The organism is Spirillospora sp. CA-108201 (genome assembly GCF_050936235.1).
In the GTDB taxonomy this organism is placed as follows: Bacteria; Actinomycetota; Actinomycetes; order Streptosporangiales; family Streptosporangiaceae; genus Spirillospora.
Genome location: NZ_JBNJNE010000001.1, coordinates 7905608 through 7923521, shown reverse-complemented (window position 1 = coordinate 7923521; position 17914 = coordinate 7905608). Strand labels below are relative to the sequence as shown.

Sequence of the window (17914 nt, the reverse complement as noted above, 5' to 3'; positions counted from 1 at the left end):
GCCTGTCTCCCGTAAGTGTTCGTCAGCCGTCGTAAGTGATCTTCAGCCGGTCGGTGACCGGCCTCGCCTGACAGGCGAGGATGAGGCCGTCGGCGAGATCCTGCTCGTCGAGGACCGTGTTGGCGTCGAGGGTGACCTCGCCCTCCAGCGCCACGCAGGCGCAGGCCGAGCAGGAGCCCTCCCGGCACGAGAACGGGGCGTCGACCCCGGCGCGCAGCAGCGCGTCGAGGAGCCGATCGGACCCGCGCCAGGGAACGGTGCGGGTCTCGCCGTCCATCTCGACCTCGATCTCGCGGGCGTCGCCGTCCTCCGCCTCTCCCTGCTCCGGCGCGTCCTCGGGCTGCTCGAACGGGTCTCCCTCCAGCGAGAAGAACCGCTCGGCGTGCACCTTCGCGCCGAGGCCGGCGAGCGTCCCGGAGACCAGGTCCATGAAGATCTCGGGCCCGCACACGTACGCGGGGCGGCCCGCGTAGGGGCCCGCGAGCGAGCGGACGGCCGCGGCCGTCGGCAGGCCCTGCACCGACTCCAGCAGGTGGACGACGGCGAGCCGGTCCGGGTGCCGCTCGGTCAGCTCCCTGAGCTCGTCGGCGAAGATGACCGACCGCTCGTCCCGGTTGGCGTACAGCAGCGCCACCTTCGCGGCACCGCCCGCCAGGCACGACTTGAGGATCGACATGACCGGGGTGATGCCGCTGCCGCCCGCGACGAGCAGCAGGTCCTCGTCCAGCGAGGGCGGCGTGAACGTGCCCGCCGGGCGCAGCACCTCCAGGACGTCGCCCGCCGTGACGTTGTCGCAGATCCAGTTGGACCCGACACCTCCCGCGACCCGCTTGACCGTCACCTTCGGCCGGTCGTCGGTGAGCGGCGAGCTGCACAGCGAGTAGCAGCGCGCGGCCCAGCCGCCCTCCGCCGGCACCCGGACGGTGAGGAACTGCCCGGGCCGGTAGGCGAACCGGGCCCGGTCGCCCTCGACGGGTTCGAGGACGAGGGAGTGCGCGTCGGCCGTCTCCCGGACGACCTCCACCACCCGCGCCTTCAGTGCCGTCATGAGCGTCCCGCGGACTTCCCGGCGGACTCTCCCGACCCGGCGGCGTGCCGGGCGGCGATGTAGCCGAACACGATGGCCGGGCCGATCGTGGCGCCGGGGCCCGCGTACTCGTTGCCCATCACCGACGCCGAGGAGTTGCCCGTCACGTACAGGCCCTCGATGACCGTCCCGTCCCCGCGCAGGACGCGGGCGTTCTCGTCGGAGACGAGGCCGCCCTTGGTGCCGAGGTCGCCGACCTCCATCCGGAACGCGTGGTACGGCCCGCCCTCGATCACGTCCAGGTTGGGGTTCTCCAGGTTCGGGTCGCCGTAGTAGCGGTCGTAGGCGGAGTCGCCGCGGCCGAACTCGGGGTCCTTGCCCTCGCGCGCGTACCGGTTGAACGTCTCGACGGTCCCGCCGAGCGCGTCCGCCGGAACGCCGATCTTGCCGGCCAGCTCGGCGAGCGTGTCCGCCTTGAAGGCGATGCCCGCGTCGTAGAACGCCTTGGGGATCGGCGCGCCGGGCAGGATCTGCGCGAACGGGTAGCGGGCCCTGGCCTTGGCGTCCATCACGAACCAGCAGGGGACGTGCCCGCCCTCAAGCTGGTCGTGGACGAAGTTGACGTAGGGGGCCGACTCGTTGGTGAACCTCTTGCCGTCCTGCCCCACGATGACCGACCGCGGGATGCACCGCTCCGACAGCAGCGGGACCGTCGCCCCGGCCGGGTGCCGGACGGCGGGCATCCACCAGGCGTCGTCCATCAGGTCCAGCGCCGCGCCGACGCTCTCACCGGCGCGGATGCCGTCGCCGGTGTTCTCGCGGGCGCCCATCGCGAAGTCCTCCTGCCCGCCCTTCGGCAGGTAGGCGTCGCGCATCTCCTGGTTGTGGTCGAAGCCGCCCGTCGCGAGCAGGACGCCCCGGCGCCCGCGGACGCGCAGCGCCGCGCCGTCGCGCTCGACGACCACGCCGGTGACGCGGCCGTCCTCGACGACGAGCTCGGTCATGGGGGCCTTCAGCCAGAGCGGGATCCCGGCGTCCTTCAGCGCCATCCGCAGCCGCGCGGCGAGCGCCCGGCCGCCGGTCGCCATGTGGCGGCGCCGGACCAGGTTGGACGACACGCGCCACGCCGCGACGAGCGACGCGCGCCGGCCCGTCCAGGTGCGCTTGGCCATCGCGAGGTCGTGGTAGTCCTTCGCGGTGATCCACAGACCGAGCGGGCCCTTCATGCTGTTCGGCCGCTGGTACCGCTCGTCGTCGCCGAGCTTGCGGGTGTCGAACGGCTTGGCCTCGATGGACCGGCCGAGCGGGCGCCCGCCCTCGTACTCGGGGTGGTAGTCGGCGTAGCCCTTCGTCCAGAAGAACGTCATCCACCTGCTCCGGCACAGGAGCTCCATCGCGGCGGGCCCGTGGTCGACGAACGCGTCCAGCCGCGCGGCCGGGACGCGCCCCTCGGTGAGCCGGTCCAGGTAGCGGCGGACCGACGCGCGGCTGTCGTCGTGGCCGCGCGCCTTCAGCGTCGGGTTGCCCGGGATCCAGATCCCGCCGCCGGAGATCGCGGTGGAGCCGCCGAACCTCTTGCCCTTCTCCACGATCAGGGCCGAGATCCCGGCGTCGTGCGCGGCCAGCGCCGCGGCCATCCCGCCGCCGCCGCTGCCGACGATGACGAGGTCGTACTCGTGGTCCCAGCCGCTCCCGCTCACCGCTCGTCCTTCCGGGTCAGGAACGCCAGCACGGCGCTCTCCCAGGCGGACTTCTGCTCGATCATCACCCAGTGCCCGCAGTCGGGGAAGATGTTCACCTGGACGTCCGGGATCGTGCGCATCGGCACGAGCACCATGTCGACGGGGCTGACCCGGTCGTCGCGGCCCCAGGTGATCAGCGTCTCGGCCTTGAGCCGGTGGAGCATCGCCCAGTACGGCGGCTCGTCGGAGGCCGCCATCGCCTTGGCGCGGGCCGCCATCGCCTTGGAGCCGTACATGCGGCGCGCGCTGGCGAGCGTGTCGGGGTCGGTGGCCTGCTTCCAGCGCTCCTCGATCATCTCCTCGGTGACGATCCGCGGGTCGTACACCATCGAGTTCAGCCACCGGACGAGGCCCTCGCGGGTCGGGTCGTCGGTGAACTCCGCCAGCAGCCTGATGCCCTCGCCGGGCGCGGGGCTGAAGACGTTGCGGCCGATCCCGCCGATGGTGACCAGCCGCCGGACGCGGTCCGGGTGCCGCAGCGCCACCTGCGTCGCGACGATGCCGCCCATGGAGTTGCCGATGACGTCGACCCGGTCGAGGCCGAGGCCGTCCAGGAACCGGACGACGGCGCCGCCGGCCGCCATCATCGGGTGCTCGTCGGTCGGGTCGCTGACCCCGAAGCCGGGGAACTCCAGGACCAGGCAGCGGAAGTGCTCGGCGAACCGGGCGAGGTTGCCGCGGTAGTTGCGCCAGCCGGTGACGCCGGGGCCGGAGCCGTGCAGCAGCAGCAGCGGCGGGCCCTCACCGGCCTCGTGGTAGCGCAGGACGCCCTGGTCGGTGGCGAGCTCGCGCAACGTCGACTCGTAGGTCAGCTCCGCAGGCATGATCTCCCAGTCCTTCGACGGTGGCTTGTCCGGAACGTAATCGGCGGGACGGCGTGGTCAGGCGGTGGATCCCGATCAGCGGGACGCGGGTCTCAGGGCGGCTCGGCGGGCCCGTCCCGGCGCCCGCTTCCACTCATCGGGATCGGGGCGCGTGGCCGCGGCGGGGCCTGCCTACCTTCGGGCTCACCGGCCGCCCCTTGACCGGTGCCGGGTGAGTACCTGTTAGTAGAAATGTCGCATAGTGGATTCGAACGCCCGCCCGCTCGCAGCCCCGAGGTGAACACATGCCAGCCGAGCCAGCGCTCACGCCCCTGCACGACGCCGACGCGAACGACTGGCAGGCGGACGCCGCCACGGCCTCGCCGGAGCCGGCCGACTTCCGCAAGGCCATGGCGGAGTTCGCGACGGGCGTCACCGTGGTCACCGCCCTCGACGGCGGCGAGCCGGTCGGCTTCGCGTGCCAGTCGTTCGCCTCGGTGTCGCTGGATCCGCCGCTGATCCTGTTCTGCGCGGACAAGCGCGGCCGGTCGTGGCCCCGGATCCGTGCGGCGGGGCGGTTCTGCGTCAACGTGCTCGGCGAGGAGCAGCGCGACCTGTGCGAGCGCTTCGGGTCGAGCCGGGGCGCCAAGTTCGACGACCTGGAGTGGGAGGAGTCGCGGTGGGGCTCCCCCGCCCTGCCGGACGTCCTGCTCGCCGTCCACTGCGTCGTGCACGACGTGCACGAGGCCGGCGACCACGAGGTGGTGATCGGGCGGGTCCTGGCGGTGGACCGGCACGAGGTGCTGGACGGCGCGTGGCGGCGCCCGATGGTGTTCTTCCGCAGCCGGTTCGGCGTCGCGGAGCCGAACGCGCCGATCGCCCCCGACCCGTGGGGCATCGGCGACCGGTGGGGCTGGGGTTGACGTCACCTGCGGCCGCCCGTCACATCCAGTCGCCGCGCCCGTCGACCGCGAGCAGCCGGTTCATCGTCTCGGGCGACCAGCTGGTCTCCTCGCCGGTGCGGACGGCGCGCCCGGCGCGCCGTCCCCCGCGGGCGCCGGGGGCCGAGCCGGGGAACAGGGTCTGCGACGCCTCGCGGGCGGCGGTGACCACCAGCGGCGCGACGTTCTCCAGCGGCGCGCGGATGTCGCCGACCAGGGAGATCCCGGCGACCGGCCCCTCCGCGCCGCGGATCGCCGCGGCGACGCAGGCGATGCCGGGGTAGGACTCGCCCCGCTCGAACGCCAGGCCGCGGCGCTGCCGGATGCGGTGCAGCTCCTGGTGGAGCGTGCCGAGCTCGCCGATCGTGCGGCTGGTGAAGCGGCTGATGCCCGAGCCGAGCAGCGCGTCCACCTGCTCGGGCTCCAGCCACGCCAGCATCGCCTTGCCGAGCGCGGTGCAGTGCGCCGGGGCGCGCCCGCCGACCCGCGACGGGACGGAGGTGGCGAGCCGCCCGCCGAGCTTGTCCAGGTAGAAGATCTCGGCGCCGTCCAGCACGGCCAGGTGCGCGACGAGCCCGGTGGTGACCTGCAGCTCGTGCAGCAGCGGCGCGGCGGCCTCGCGGATCTTGCCGTGCCCGCCGTCCTGCCCGCCGAGGCCGAGGGCGCGCTGGCCGAGTCCGTAGCCGAACGAGTGGTGGGCGAGCCAGCGCTGCCGGACGAGCTGGTCCAGGATCCGGTGCGCGGTGGAGCGCGGCAGCCGGGTGCGGCGGGCGACGTCCTCCAGGGTCAGCCGGGCGGTCGGCCCGTTGAACGCGTCGAGGATCAGCGTCATCCGCTCGATCATCGACGGCGGCGACTCCCGGCGCGCGTCGCCGTGCACGGTCGCCGACTGCAGGGTGGCCGCGGTCGTCATGACGTCGCGCTCCGCCCGCGCCTCCGACGCGGTCATGACCTCCGGCGTCGCTGCCTCCGGCATCGTGGCCTCGGTCATCGCACCTCCCAGAACATGACTGAAATGAATTCTTGTTACCTGGAATGTAGCAACCGCTTGCTCTCAGCGGAAGAGGGGCAGTAAGACCAGGTCAGCCGGAGCATATGTGACCGGGACCGCGGCCCAGGTCGGGGCGGAGGGCGTGATAGAACGTTTTTCTGCCAACGAGAGGGAGCAGCCGATGCGCGTCGGGATCGCCACGCCGGTGGTGGCGCAGCCGCCCGGCCATGCCGCCTGGGAGCGCGGCGCGGGCGTCGAGGAGATCGCCCTGATCGCCGGGACCGCCGACCGGCTCGGCTACCACCACGTGACGTGCAGCGAGCACGTCGCCGTCCCGGTGGAGGCGGCCGAGCAGCGCGGCGGCGTCTACTGGGACCCGCTCGCGACCTTCGGCTACCTCGCCGCCCGCACGTCCCGGATCCGGCTCGCCACGCAGGTGCTCGTGCTCGGCTACCACCACCCGCTCGCCATCGCCAAGCGCTACGGCACGCTCGACCAGGTCAGCGGCGGGCGGCTCGTGCTCGGCCTCGGCGTCGGCAGCCTGGAGGAGGAGTTCGCCCTGCTCGGCGCGCCTTTCGCCGGGCGCGGCGCGCGCGCCGACGACGCGCTGGCCGCGCTCCGCGCGTCCCTGTCGCGGCGGACGCCGGAGTACCGCGGCGAGCACTACGCCTACTCCGGGCTGGTCGTGGAGCCGCACGCCGTCCAGGACCGCGTCCCGCTGTGGATCGGCGGCCGCTCGGAGCGCTCGCTGCGCCGGGCGCTGGACGCCGACGGCTGGGTCCCGTTCGGCCTGCCGCTGCGCACGCTCGCGGAGATGCTCGCGGACGCCGACGTGCCGCCCGGCTTCGACGTGGTCCTCGCGCCGTCGCGCCCGCTGGACCCGATCGGCGCCCCGGAGGCGTCCGGGACGGCGCTCGCCCGGCTGCGCGAGGCGGGCGCCACGATCGCCGGCGTCCGGATGGAGTCGGAGTCGGCGGCGCACTACTGCGAGCAGCTCGCCGCCCTGCGGGCGCTGGCCGCCGGCTACGGCCTGGTCTTCGGGGAGGAGGCGTGAGCGTCGAAGCCCGCCTGGCCGCCCTCGAAGAGCGGCTGCGCGCCCTGGAGGACGAGCGGGAGATCACCCGGCTGATCCTGTCCTACGGCCCGCTGGTCGACGGCGGCTGCGCGGCCGAGGTCGCCGGGCTCTGGGAGCCGGACGGCGTCTACGACGTGGACGAGCTGATGATGACCGGCCACCCGGAGATCGAGGCGATGGTCCGCTCGGCGAACCACCAGCGGTGGATCTCCGGCGGCTGCGCGCACGTCGTCGGCCCGCCGCACGTCACGCTCTCCGGCGACGAGGCCGCCGCCGTCGGCTACACCCTCATGATCGTCAAGCGGCCGGACGGCTTCGTGCTGCGCCGCGCCACCGCCAACCACTGGCGGCTGCGCCGCACCCCGTCCGGCTGGCGCGCCGTGACCCGCGTCAACCGCGTCCTCGACGGCCGCGAGGAGTCCCCCGACCTGCTCGCCTCCCACTTCCCGGACGCCGTCCGGCACCGCTGAGGAGCGGTCAGGGCGTGACGCCCATGGTGGCGAGGATCCCCCCGGCCAGCTCCGCGTCGCCCTCGGTCCGGACGGCGACGTCGCCGGCCGCGCAGCGGCCCGCGGTCAGCCGGACATAGGTCTCCCAGTCCATGGCGATCCTCGCCGCCGGGGACTCCGGCACGTCCGACCACGCGCCGCGGCCGTCGTCGCCGACCGTGACGGCGACCTCGAAGTCGGGCGGGCCCGAGATCGCGAGGGCGGCGCTCCGCCCGGAGGCGCCCTTCGCGGCGCGCGCCACGATGCGGGGCAGGGGGCGGCTCAGCAGCTCCCAGAAGCACCGCGCCGCCGGGGCGTCGAGGTTGCCGGGACGGCCGACCGCGCGGCGGACGTCCTGCTCGTGGGTCCAGCAGTCCATGGCCCGGAACTCCATGAACCGCGTGTAGGGGCCCTCCCTGCCGTCCGGGCACATCACGACGCGGCCGGGATCCTCGTCCGCGAGCTGCACGAGCCGGCGTTCGAGCGCGTCCGCCAGTTCCGCCGCGACCTGCGGGCCGGGGACGGTCCGCCGCGCGTGGACCGCGATCTCGGTGTAGCGGGCGAAGTCGTTGCGGACGTGGTCGAACTCGGGGAGCTCGACGGCCGGGGAGGGGTCCCCGAGCAGGTCGCGCTCCACGCCGGCGAGGTGGGAGAACTGGTCCTTGACCGTCCAGCCGGGGCACTCGGTCGGCCGGTCCCAGTCGTCGTCGGCCAGCGCCCCGGCGAGCGCGAGCGACGAGCGGATCGTCTGCTCGTAGGCGGCGGTGTTGGCGCGCATCTGCTCGTTCATCTCAGCCCCTCCGTCGGCTCACGCAGCTTACGACCCGCCCCGGCCGAGGGCGTGTTTCGAAGTGGTCTCGGCCACGCGCGCGCGAACGCGTGGGCTGCCCGGTGGAGGGAAGCCGGAGGCGAGCGGAACCGGGCAGATCGCGAAGCGATGCCGCGTTCGCCCAGGCCCGGTCGCGTAGCGAGCCGCCAGGCGAGCGAAGTGGGCCGGGACGTTGAAACACAGCCGGGGGGTCTGGCCGGGACGGGTCATCAGCGGGGTCAGGCGCCGAGGGCGCCGCCGATGACGGCGGCGTAGGCGGCCTCGCCCTGCGCGTTCGGGTGGAGGGGGGCGGCGGAGTGGACGGGGACGTAGCCCTCGACCCAGCGCTTGGACGCCGACTGGCACGCGTCATGGCCCGCGCTCGGCGCGACCAGGTCGATGTAGGTCCCGCCGTGCGCGGCCGTCCGCTGGCGGATCACGTCGTTCAACGCGTTCACGGAGCCCTGGAGGAAGTTGGCGTCCGTGGGGAGCACGGGCTGCACGGGCCAGCAGCCGTTCTGCTTGATGTAGAGGCCGTAGCCGGTGACGACGATCCGCGCCTTCGGGGAGCGGGCGCGGATGCCGTCCAGGACGGCGGACAGCTTCGGGCCGAAGTCGCGGGTGCGCTGGGCGACCTGCTCCTCGAACTCGCCCTTGCACGGGGTCGCGGTGGGGTCGAGGGTGGCGCAGTCCTGGGCGATGCCGACGAGGCCGACGTCGTTGCCGCCGATGGTGAGGGTCACCAGCGCGGTGGACGCGGTGAGCGCGTCGAGCTGCGGCGGGACGGTCCCGGTGTCGACGCCGCCGACGCTGGTGCTCTGCGACTGGGTCATGTGGGTGGTCCTGGCGCCGCTGCAGGTGACGTCCCGCAGGGCGGCGCCGAGCTTGGACGCCAGCTCGTGCGCGTAGTTGTGGGTGGAGCGCCCGCAGCCGACCGGACCGGTGATGTCGGGGATGAGCGGGCCGGAGGCCATCGAGTCGCCGAGCGCGACGTACTCCTGCGCGGCCGCCGCCGGCACGGCCGTCCCGCCGAGGGCCGCGCCCGCGAGGACGATCGCGCCGACCGCGCCTCTGACGACCCTGCCCCTGGAGACCCGGGCGGTGGACGGGCGGCCGTTGAACAGACGCATCATGAGCTGACTCCCGGCGTCATGGACGATGTCGCCGTGATCGTCCAGAATCTGGACACGCCGTTCAATTGGCGTGGGGACAGACTCTTCCGGGAGCCGTTGTGACGCGGGACAAGACGCCGGCGCTGCGGGTGGCGGGCCGGCCGATGGCGGCCCACCTGCGGGTCCGCGCACCGCTGCTGACCCGCCGCGTCGTGGCGCGGCTGCTCGCCGAGCTGCCCGTCTACGCCGAGCTGCCGCAGGAGGAGGTCGCCGGGGACATCGCCGGGATCGTCCAGCACAGCCTGCGGCAGTTCGCGGACGTCCTGGAGCGGCGCCGGCCGGCCCGCGCGGCCGACTTCGCCCTGCAGCGCGACTCGGCGGCGCTCCGGGCCGAGGAGGGCGTGCCGCTCGACGCGATCCTCGCCGCCTACCAGATCGGGGCGGCCATGGCCTGGGAGGAGCTGACCGCCGGGGCCGAGCCCGCCGACCTGCCCGCCTTCCAGGAGGCGCTCGGCTACTTCCTCGACTTCCAGCGGCTGCTGACGTCGGCCGTCAGCGCCGCCTACCTGGAGGTGCGGCAGATCCTCGACAGCCAGGAGCACGGCGGCCGGCACGCCCTGATGACCGCGCTGCTGGCGGGGGACACCGCGGGGCGCCGCCCGGCGCCCCGGTACGCCGTCCTGGCGCTGGCGTTCGGCCCGCATCCGGACGAGGCGGGCTCGGGGCAGCGCGCCCGGATCGCCGCCCGCCGCAAGATCCGCCGCGTGCGGACCGCCCTGGACGCCGTCGCCGACGAGCCCGCCCTCACGGCCCTGGACGCCTCGGGAGGGACGGCCCTGCTGCCCTTCTCCTGCGGCTGGGAGGCGCTGCACGACCTGGTCGCGGGCGCGGCGAAGGCGGCCGACATCGAGGTGACGGCCGCCGCGGAGATCACGGGACCGGCGGGGGTCCCGGACGCCGTCGCGCAGACCGCCGAGATCATGGACCTGGTCCGCCGCGCGGGCCGCGCGCCCGGCCTGTACCGGCTCGCCGACGTCCTGCTGGACTACCAGCTGAGCCGCCCGAGCGGCGCGCTGGCCGCGCTGGCCGCGCTGCTGGCGCCGCTGGACCGCAAGCCCGATCTGCTGGGCACCCTGGAGCGCTACCTGGCGCTCGGCCTGGACCGGCGCGCGACCGGCGCGGCGCTGCACGTCCACCCGAACACGGTCGGCTACCGCATCCGCCGCATCAGCGCGCTCACCGGGCTGGACCCGGGCCGCCCCGCCGACCTCCAACTGCTGAACGCCGCCCTGGTGGCCCGCCGCTCCCTGCGCTGATCCGTCACCGCCGGACCGCGATTCCGTGATCATGATAATGCGTATATAAATGTATATAGGTAACGTGATCGACCTGCGTTCGAACCCCGCTGGGAGTTGATCGGTGTGACCGTGGGTGCGGCCCGGACGTCCACCGAAGACGAATGGCCGGCCACGCTGAGCGTGCAGAGCCTGCTGGAGCAGGGGTGGCGGCCGACTCCGTTCCGCGAGTTCGTCCTGAAAATCCACAGCAGATGCAACCTGGCCTGCGACTACTGCTACATGTACGAGATGGCGGACCAGAGCTGGCGGCGCCAGCCGCGCCGCATGTCGCGCGCCACCCTGGACCGCACGGCCGCCCGCATCGCCGAGCACGCGCGCTCCAATGACCTGTCCCGGATCGGCGTCATCCTGCACGGCGGAGAACCGTTGCTCGCCGGCCCCGAGCACATCCGCTACGCGGTCGAGGCGGTCAATTCAGCCGTGGATTCCCGGACATCGGTGAGTTTCCACTTACAGACCAATGGCGTCCTGCTTGATTCGGTCTACCTGAAACTCTTCGACGAACTCGACATATTCGTGAGCGTCAGTCTGGACGGCGACGAGGACGGCCACGACCGCCACCGCCGCCGCGCCAACGGCAGGGGAAGCCACGAGGACGTCACGACCGGGCTGCACCGGCTGACGGAGCCCGCGTACCGGCGGTTGTTCAGCGGCCTGCTGAGCACGATCGACCTGCGCAACGACCCCGTCGCCACCTACGAGGCGCTCGTCGCCCACCGCCCCCCGGCCGTCGACTTCCTGCTTCCGCACGGCAACTGGGACACCCCGCCCCCGGGCCGCGGCGACGACGACGCGACGCCGTACGGCGACTGGCTCATCGCGATCTTCGAACGCTGGTACCGCACCCCGGTGCGGGAGACCCGCGTCCGGCTGTTCAGCGAGATCATCCGGCTGCTGCTCGGCCGGCCCTCGCACAGCGAGTCGATCGGGCTGTCGCCGGTCGCGGTCGCCGTGGTGGAGACCGACGGCTCCATCGAGCAGGTCGACACGCTCAAGTCCGCCTACGAGGGCGCGGCGCACACCGAGCTGCACGTCGGCAGGGACGCCTTCGACGCGGCCCTGATGCTCCCCGCGATGGCCGCGCGCCAGATCGGCCGCCGGGCGCTCGCCGACGCGTGCGCGGCCTGCCCCGTCCACCGCGTGTGCGGCGGCGGTCACTACACCCACCGGTACCGCTCCGGCACCGGCTTCGCCAACCCGTCCGTCTACTGCCGCGACCTCTTCCACCTGATCACCCATATGCGGGACGCGGTCTCGCAGGACGTCGAGGCGTACAGGCGGAAGACGTCGTCCCAGGAGGGAGCCGGATGAGCCCGGGCGTCCACCAGATCCCCGAGAAGGTCTTCCTGGCGCTCGCCGCGGGCGACGGCGGCTCCGCCGCGGGCGAGCTCCTCCACAGAGCCCAGTACAGCAAGCGCCTCCTGCTGCTGCGAGGCGTGCGCGACGCGGGCGGGCCTCGGGCCGCCGAAGCGTACGACCTCCTCGGCCGCATCCAGCAGGGAGCCCCGCGGGCGGTCGAGGCCGTGCTGCGGTGTCCGACCGTCGGCGAATGGGCCAGGCGCGCCCTCGACGACCCGTCCGGCGCGGGAGGCGGCGCCGGGCCGGCCGGCCTCGCCGCCCTCGCCGCCGGAGCGGCGGTCGAAGCGGGCATTCCCGGCGAGATCGAGGTACCGGCACGCTCGGGGGCGATCGTCCTTCCCGGGCTGGGACGCGCCCTCGTCCCCGGCCGGGAGAGCGCGCTCGTCCGGTCCGGACCGGGCGGGGCGGAGGTCGTCGCCGAGGATCTGCGGATCGGGCTGCCGGCCGACGTCCACCAGGACGCGCCCGGCTGGGAGGCCCTGCGGAGGCTGACCGCCGAACACCGCGGCGCGCACGCCGCGTTCCTGCTCGACGACCACGACCCGGACCGCATGCCCGGAGCGGAGCGGCTCCCGCACCGCCTGGGCGACGCCGAACTCGGCCACTGGCGGTCGACCCTGGACGGCGCCTGGCGCATCCTGGTCGAGCACCATCCGGGCTTCGCGGAGGACGTCGCGTCCCTCGTCTCCGTTCTGACCCCGCTCGTCGCCCCCGCACGGGGGCAGTCCAGCGCGACGCCCAGGCACGCTTTCGGCAGCATCGGCCTGTCCACCCCGCCCGACGCGCGCTTCCTCGCGGTCACGCTGGCCCACGAGGTCCAGCACACCAAGCTCACCGGGCTGCTGGACGTCGTCCACCTCACCGGACCCGACGACGGCACCACCTACTACGCGCCGTGGCGGGAGGATCCGAGACCCGTCGCCGGGCTCCTCCAGGGCGCCTACGCCCACCTCGGCATCGCCAGGTTCTGGCGGGACCAGCGCCTGCACGAGACGGGCGCGGCCGCCCTGGAGGCCGAGAGCGGCTTCGCGCGCTGGCGCACCGCCGCGGACCTCGTGATCCGGACCCTCGCCTCCAGCGGGAGGCTCACTCCCGAGGGCGAGGTGTTCGTCGGCGAGATGGGCCGGACCGTCCGGACCTGGCTGGACGAGCCCGTCCCCGCCGAGGCCCTGCGCCGCGGCAGCGAGGCCGCGGGACGGCACCTGACCGCCTGGCGCCGCCGCAACCCGGGGCACCCCGCGCCCTCCGGCGCCCTCTAGATCGGCGGCGGGTCGAAGTCGCAGTCGAGGTTCCGCCCCTCCCCCGCGACGACGGCGTCCGGATGCTCCAGGCCGAGCGTCCTGGCGTAGGCGGTCATCGTCTCCCGGTGCAGCCCGTCCGCCTCCTCCTCGTCGCCGAGCTCCCGCAGCGCGACCGCGAGGTTCGCGGCGCAGGCCAGCGTCATCGGATGATCGTGCCTGATCGTCGCGCGCAGCCGCCGCAGCGTCCCCCGGCCGAGCCTGCACGACGACTCCGCCTCGCCGAGCGCGAGCAGGTCGCTGGCCAGGTTGGTGGCCACGGTGAGCGAGTAGTGGTGGTCGCGTCCGAGCTTGACCTCCAGCCCCGCCAGGGCCTTCTCGTTGAACCCCCGGGCGGACACCGCGTCTCCGCACACCCGGTGCAGCAGCGCCAGGTTCCCGCCGCAGCCGTGGTTGTAGGGGTGCTCGGGCCCGTAGGCCTTCGGATAGCGGACGACGGTGTCGGCCGCCAGTTCCAGGGCCGACTTCAGGTCGCCGGTGCACCGCTGCGCGTTGGCCAGGCACATCGCCGCGGCCAGGGTGTCGGGGTGGTCCAGCCCGAACAGCCGCACGGAACGCGCGTTGACCTCCTGCGCCACTTCCAGGGCCCTGTCCAGCTCGCCGGCCCGGCGCAGCGCGATGGAGAGGTCCTTGGCCACGCGCAGCGTCAGGGGGTGCTCGGCGCCCAGTTCGTCGACGCACTTGGCGTAGGCGTCCTCCCCCAGATCGCAGGCTTCGGCGTACTCGCCGCAGAGGCGCACGGCGCGCGCCAGGCCTCCGAGCGCGTTGCTGACGTTGACCGCGGTGCCCCGGGCGACGTCCCCGAACCTCAGGCAGACGGTCTCGTGGAGCTCCTTCGACTTGACGTACTCGCTGTTCAGCCCGTGGTCGAGCGCCAGGTTGTGCATCACCCCCAGCGTGTCGGGCGCCGACTCGCCGAACGCCTCCATGTGCCGTTCCAGGGAGCGCAGGTCGTGGTCCCGGGCGTCCGAGAAGTCCCCGCGCGCCCGCAGGTCGGCGCCGAGCGAGTTCAGCAGCTGCAGGGTCATCCGGTGCTTGGGGCCGACCAGCGCCTCCGTCCGCTCCATGGCCTTCAGGTTCGACTCGTAGGCGGCGCCGTACTCGCCGAGGTCCCGCAGGATGTTGCCGAACTGGCGCTTGCCCTCCAGGAGGTCGATGTCGTCCTCCCCGGAGTCGGCCGCCCACTGGTCGAGGATGCGCTCGATCAGGTGCTGCGCGAACGCGTAGTCGCCGGACAGCCGCAGGTAGCGGACGATGTTGAGCGCGAACTTGCGGACCTCGGGGTCGGTGCTCTCGGCGACGGCGGAGGGCTCCACGTGGCCGATCAGCTCCGAGTAGCGCCGCCAGCTCGCCGGCGACTCCGCGTCCTCGGGCGGCGTCGCGGCCACCAGGAGCATGTGCACCTCGCTGCGGAAGCGCGCCTGCACCGCGGGGCCCAGCTCGTCGCGCAGCAGCGCCTGGATCAGCCGGTGCACCTGGACGGTCCGGCTCGGCGCGTCGATCTTCGCCAGCGCGTACCGGTTGACCTCCCCGAAGGCCCGCGCGAGCCGGATCGGGTTGCGCAGCAGCCCGGCCAGCGGCTGGCTGATCCCGGGCGGGGTCCGGGAGAACACCTCGCGCGGGATCGGCTCGGGACCGAAGAACGCGCAGCAGCGCAGGAGCTCGACGGCCTCGGGCACCTTCTCGGACAGGCTGTTCACCGACAGCCGCCACGCCGCGGTCATGGAGACCGGGTACTCGGTCGGCTTGCCCTCGGCCAGCAGCTGGCTGGTGCACTCGTCGAGCAGCCGCAGGTACTCCGTGACGGACATGCCGGTCTCAGCCTGCAACGCCCCGGCCTGCTCCAGGGCGAGCGGCAGGTCCCCGAGCTCGTGGGCGAGGCGCTTCGCGTCCTCCTCGCCGATCGCGCGCGGGACGCGCTTGTTGAGGAAGGCGACGCTCTCGTCACGGGTGAACACGTTGACCTGGACGGTGTGGCCGACCCCCTCCCACCGCGGGTTGCGCGAGGTGACCAGGACGTGCCCCTGCCCCTGGCCCTGGGGCAGCAGGTCCTGGATGTCCTCGGGCTGGTCGGCGTTGTCGAAGATGAGCAGCCAGCGGCGGTAGGGCTCCCCGCGGCGCAGCGCTTCGAGGACGTCGTTGGCCGCGTCCTCGACGCCCCGGGCCGTGGCGGAGGTCAGGCCGAGCTTGGGCGCCAGCGCCGCCAGCGCCGGCCGCACCAGGGACGGCTGGTCGGCCGGAACCCACCACACGACGTCGTAGTCGACGGAGAACCGGTGCGCGAACTCCACCGCCATCTGGGTCTTGCCCACGCCGCCGAGCCCGTGCAGGGCGTGCGGGAGCACGGCGGTGACCTGGCCCGAGATGCCCGCCTTCAGCTTGGTGAGCAGCTCCTCGCGTCCGGTGAAGTTCTTGTTCCTCGGCGGGATCTTCCCCCAGACCGCCGGGGCCGTCTCCGGGAGCGACACGCGTCCACCTCCGCATTTCGCCGATCATCACATGTCCAGATCGCTTCGCCGGCATGCGTACTTAGCTACCGTATTATCCCAATTCAGTCAGGGGGGGAATAGGTCACGCGTCACAGATCCGCCCCGCACCCGTTTCCGCACCGCACCCTTTTCGGTCCGACTAGTACGCCTGTTTCGACTGCACAATAAGGCGCGACCGGCGGCCGGGACGGCAATGGTCAAAGCAGGATTCTTCTGTAATCATTGAAGTTAGCCGCCCATGCACGGACAATCCTGTACGTGCGCCTGCCACCCGCCAGGCGGCGTGATCCCGCCCGAGGAGAATCCATGCAGCAGGAACCCGCTCTCCACGGCGATCTGATCGACGTGTCCGGACTCTCGCTCCGCGAACTCGACGACGTGCTCGGCGAGTCGGCCATCGAACTGGCCCTGCGCGAGATCCTCGACCCCGGCCGCGGAGAGATCGCCTCCGCGGGCTTCGAGAGCAAACTCGGCTGACCCGCCGGCCGCCGGCCCCGCGGCGCCTTCCGGCGCGGGGCCTGCCGGCGCGCCGCCCGGCCCCGGCACCCGTCGCCCGCGGAGCGCTTCGCGGCCGCCGCCCGGCGGCGAGAAGAGGGGTTCATCCCCCGCGCGGCCGGTGATCGGCATACCGTCGTTCAAGAGTCGTACGAGACTCGCCGGCCGCGAGTCGTTTTTCGACAATCGACCCGTTTCTCGCCGCGATCTCCACTAGAGTCTGCCTGCGACCTCGGCACTACGGGGGCGCAGGCTTTCTTCTCGGTATGAACGCGCCCGGAGCTTTTTGACCGTTTTCCCATAGCCGCTCATGCCGTTGAGCGAAAAGCCATTCGGGTCGGCGCACGTTCTGCCGCCGCCCGCTGCTCGGCGGCCGGGTCGCACCTTGACCAAACCGGACGCCATCGGTTCCGGGGAGGATGCAACAGGTGGCCGCTTCCGACGGCGCGAGCGGGTCCACGTGAAACCACGGGCGTCCCTGCCACGGGATTTCACCTTCCTGTGGAGCGGGTCGGCCGCCTCCCAGCTCGGCACCATGAACGCCGCCATCGCGATTCCGCTGCTGGCGCTGTCCCTGACCAGGTCGCCGGTCTTCGCGGGCTGGGTCGCCGCGGCCGGAACGTGCCCCCGGCTACTGCTCTACCTGCCCGCGGGCATGCTCGCGGACCGCTTCGACCGCCGCCGCATCATGCTGACCTGCCAGTACACCCGGTTCGGCGTGTCGGTGCTGCTGGCCGTCGGTCTCGCCCTGCACTACCACCCGGGCCTGCTGCTGGTCGGCGCGGCCGCGGCGGACGGCGCGCTCGCGGGCCTGTACAGCCTGGCCGAGGTCGCCGTCGTCAAGCGCGTCGTCCGCCCCGACGAACTTCCCGAGGCGATGGCGAGGAACGAGGCCAGAAGCCATATCGCGCTGCTCCTCGGGCGCCCGCTCGGCGGATTCCTCTATGGCCTGGACAGGGCGCTGCCTTTCGCCGCCGACGCCCTCTCCTCCCTTTTCTCCGCCATCACGCTGCACTGCATGCGAGAGAAGGGATTCGCGCCGGAAGAACAGCAGAATCCCGAACCCACTGATTTCGGAAAGTGTCTTCGCTTCATCCTGGGCCATCCGTTCCTCTGCATGATGATCAGCGTGTGCGCGGTGACGAACTTCGCCTTCCAGATCATCTTTCTGAGGCTCGTGGTGCAGGCGGACCACGAGTTCACCTCCACTTCGATGATCGGCATTCTCTTCGCGGCGTCCGGACTCGGGGGCACGCTCGGCGCCGTCGCGGCGTCCCACCTTTCCCGGCGCTACCGCCTGGCCCAGGGCAACCGGCCGATGCGGCTGCTGTTCTGCTGCGTCTGGGGATGGTTCGCGATGACCGCGATCGTGACGGCCTATGACAGCCCGCTGGCCGGGCTCGCCGCCTGGGGCGGGATCAGCTTCATCGGCGCGCACATGAACGTGGCGCTCACCGTCTACCAGGCGACGTGGATCCCCGACGACATGCTGGCGCGGGTGGCCAGCATCAACAGCCTCGTCACGCAGAGCGCCGTCCCCCTGGGGTCGCTGTTCTCCGGCTACCTGCTCTCGCTGGTGGCGAGCACGAGGATCGCGACCGGAGTCGTCACGGCGATCACCCTGTGCGTCGCCGTGGTCAGCAGCTGCTGCCTCTGGTCGCTGAGGAAGCGGCGGAACATCGGCTCCCGCCAGACGCTCAGGGGCGCGCTCGCGGACGTGGTCGGGCCGCCGCTCCGCCGGTGCTCGGCGGCCGCGCGGGCGGTCCCGGGCCGGGTCCGGTCCACGGCCCGCTCCACGGACCCCGAATCCGACACGGACCTTTATGGCAATTCCGCACCACCGGAAATCCCCCACGGGATCATTCCCCGCTGAACGCGTACGATATGCCCCACCGATGGGGGTCCCGGTGCGGTTTGGGTATCGGAGG

15 protein-coding genes are annotated in these 17914 nt (G+C 72.9%); 8 read left to right on the top strand and 7 right to left on the bottom strand.

Translation table 11 applies throughout. The annotated features are described in order from the left end of the window. Window positions 1–22 precede the first annotated feature (22 nt). From ACQEU6_RS38090 to ACQEU6_RS38080, 3 genes are read right to left on the bottom strand one after another with little or no spacing between them, the layout of a single operon-like run. Window positions 23–1048 carry a 2Fe-2S iron-sulfur cluster-binding protein gene (locus ACQEU6_RS38090; RefSeq protein WP_499338548.1) on the bottom strand — a complete coding sequence of 342 codons (1026 nt, stop codon included), beginning with the start codon at window positions 1046–1048 and terminating at the stop codon, window positions 23–25. Next, on the bottom strand, window positions 1045–2727 hold the full coding sequence (locus ACQEU6_RS38085) for an FAD-binding protein (protein ID WP_499338547.1): 1683 nt from the start codon (window positions 2725–2727) through the stop codon (window positions 1045–1047). Before ACQEU6_RS38085 ends, ACQEU6_RS38090 begins: the two co-directional genes overlap by 4 nt. Beyond that, window positions 2724–3593, bottom strand: coding sequence for an alpha/beta fold hydrolase (locus tag ACQEU6_RS38080; protein WP_499338546.1), 870 nt, complete (start codon window positions 3591–3593; stop codon window positions 2724–2726). Before ACQEU6_RS38080 ends, ACQEU6_RS38085 begins: the two co-directional genes overlap by 4 nt. Before the next feature lie 284 nt (window positions 3594–3877). Here ACQEU6_RS38080 and ACQEU6_RS38075 point away from each other — a divergent pair, with 284 nt between their 5' ends. Next, window positions 3878–4495 carry a flavin reductase family protein gene (locus ACQEU6_RS38075; protein WP_499338545.1) on the top strand — a complete coding sequence of 206 codons (618 nt, stop codon included), beginning with the start codon at window positions 3878–3880 and terminating at the stop codon, window positions 4493–4495. A gap of 19 nt (window positions 4496–4514) precedes the next feature. On the opposite strand, the gene ACQEU6_RS38070 is transcribed toward ACQEU6_RS38075, so the two are convergent. After that, entirely contained in the window at window positions 4515–5504 is a 990-nt protein-coding gene (locus ACQEU6_RS38070; protein ID WP_499338544.1) for an IclR family transcriptional regulator, read from the bottom strand. 181 nt (window positions 5505–5685) lie between these two features. Here ACQEU6_RS38070 and ACQEU6_RS38065 point away from each other — a divergent pair, with 181 nt between their 5' ends. Together ACQEU6_RS38065 and ACQEU6_RS38060 are read left to right on the top strand one after the other, a co-directional pair. Continuing rightward, complete coding sequence (locus ACQEU6_RS38065; RefSeq protein ID WP_499338543.1) at window positions 5686–6558, top strand: TIGR03619 family F420-dependent LLM class oxidoreductase; 873 nt, start codon at window positions 5686–5688, stop codon at window positions 6556–6558. After that, window positions 6555–7049, top strand: a complete 495-nt coding sequence (locus tag ACQEU6_RS38060; RefSeq protein ID WP_499338542.1) for a nuclear transport factor 2 family protein — start codon at window positions 6555–6557, stop codon at window positions 7047–7049. Before ACQEU6_RS38065 ends, ACQEU6_RS38060 begins: the two co-directional genes overlap by 4 nt. Window positions 7050–7056: 7 nt before the next feature. Here ACQEU6_RS38060 and ACQEU6_RS38055 read toward each other — a convergent pair whose 3' ends face one another. Both ACQEU6_RS38055 and ACQEU6_RS38050 read right to left on the bottom strand, forming a co-directional pair. Next, the gene (locus ACQEU6_RS38055; RefSeq protein WP_499338541.1) at window positions 7057–7857 is read right to left on the bottom strand and encodes a maleylpyruvate isomerase family mycothiol-dependent enzyme; all 801 of its coding nucleotides are present in this window, start codon (window positions 7855–7857) and stop codon (window positions 7057–7059) included. A 257-nt stretch (window positions 7858–8114) separates the two neighbouring features. Continuing rightward, window positions 8115–9008, bottom strand: coding sequence for an SGNH/GDSL hydrolase family protein (locus ACQEU6_RS38050; protein WP_499338540.1), 894 nt, complete (start codon window positions 9006–9008; stop codon window positions 8115–8117). Window positions 9009–9106: 98 nt separating this feature from the next. On the opposite strand from ACQEU6_RS38050, the gene ACQEU6_RS38045 reads away from it, so the two are divergent. The 3 genes from ACQEU6_RS38045 to ACQEU6_RS38035 all read left to right on the top strand — a co-directional run bounded on the left by ACQEU6_RS38045 (window position 9107) and on the right by ACQEU6_RS38035 (window position 12963). Continuing rightward, window positions 9107–10303: a PucR family transcriptional regulator gene (locus tag ACQEU6_RS38045; protein ID WP_499338539.1), complete on the top strand. Its 1197-nt coding sequence runs from the start codon at window positions 9107–9109 to the stop codon at window positions 10301–10303. 105 nt (window positions 10304–10408) lie between these two features. Further along, window positions 10409–11656, top strand: coding sequence for an FxsB family cyclophane-forming radical SAM/SPASM peptide maturase (locus ACQEU6_RS38040; protein ID WP_499338538.1), 1248 nt, complete (start codon window positions 10409–10411; stop codon window positions 11654–11656). Beyond that, the gene (locus ACQEU6_RS38035; RefSeq protein ID WP_499338537.1) at window positions 11653–12963 is read left to right on the top strand and encodes an HEXXH motif domain-containing protein; all 1311 of its coding nucleotides are present in this window, start codon (window positions 11653–11655) and stop codon (window positions 12961–12963) included. Before ACQEU6_RS38040 ends, ACQEU6_RS38035 begins: the two co-directional genes overlap by 4 nt. Here the strand turns inward: ACQEU6_RS38035 and fxsT are convergent. Continuing rightward, window positions 12960–15470 carry an FxSxx-COOH system tetratricopeptide repeat protein gene (gene fxsT, locus ACQEU6_RS38030; RefSeq protein WP_499338536.1) on the bottom strand — a complete coding sequence of 837 codons (2511 nt, stop codon included), beginning with the start codon at window positions 15468–15470 and terminating at the stop codon, window positions 12960–12962. The genes ACQEU6_RS38035 and fxsT overlap by 4 nt on opposite strands. Before the next feature lie 327 nt (window positions 15471–15797). Here fxsT and ACQEU6_RS38025 point away from each other — a divergent pair, with 327 nt between their 5' ends. Continuing rightward, window positions 15798–15968, top strand: a complete 171-nt coding sequence (locus ACQEU6_RS38025; protein ID WP_499338535.1) for an FxSxx-COOH-like cyclophane-containing RiPP peptide — start codon at window positions 15798–15800, stop codon at window positions 15966–15968. A gap of 478 nt (window positions 15969–16446) precedes the next feature. Continuing rightward, a complete protein-coding gene (locus tag ACQEU6_RS38020; protein ID WP_499338534.1) occupies window positions 16447–17859 on the top strand; it encodes an MFS transporter in 1413 nt (470 codons plus the stop codon). Window positions 17860–17914 lie beyond the last annotated feature (55 nt).

Bases quoted from the DNA above. Each gene is read 5' to 3' on its own strand.
- ACQEU6_RS38070 (WP_499338544.1), bottom strand. From the start codon at position 5,504: ATGACCGAGGCCACGATGCCGGAGGCAGCGACGCCGGAGGTCATGACC.
- ACQEU6_RS38080 (WP_499338546.1), bottom strand. From the start codon at position 3,593: ATGCCTGCGGAGCTGACCTACGAGTCGACGTTGCGCGAGCTCGCCACC.
- ACQEU6_RS38035 (WP_499338537.1), top strand. From the start codon at position 11,653: ATGAGCCCGGGCGTCCACCAGATCCCCGAGAAGGTCTTCCTGGCGCTC.
- ACQEU6_RS38050 (WP_499338540.1), bottom strand. From the start codon at position 9,008: ATGATGCGTCTGTTCAACGGCCGCCCGTCCACCGCCCGGGTCTCCAGG.
- ACQEU6_RS38055 (WP_499338541.1), bottom strand. From the start codon at position 7,857: ATGAACGAGCAGATGCGCGCCAACACCGCCGCCTACGAGCAGACGATC.
- ACQEU6_RS38075 (WP_499338545.1), top strand. From the start codon at position 3,878: ATGCCAGCCGAGCCAGCGCTCACGCCCCTGCACGACGCCGACGCGAAC.
- ACQEU6_RS38065 (WP_499338543.1), top strand. From the start codon at position 5,686: ATGCGCGTCGGGATCGCCACGCCGGTGGTGGCGCAGCCGCCCGGCCAT.
- ACQEU6_RS38090 (WP_499338548.1), bottom strand. From the start codon at position 1,048: ATGACGGCACTGAAGGCGCGGGTGGTGGAGGTCGTCCGGGAGACGGCC.
- ACQEU6_RS38025 (WP_499338535.1), top strand. From the start codon at position 15,798: ATGCAGCAGGAACCCGCTCTCCACGGCGATCTGATCGACGTGTCCGGA.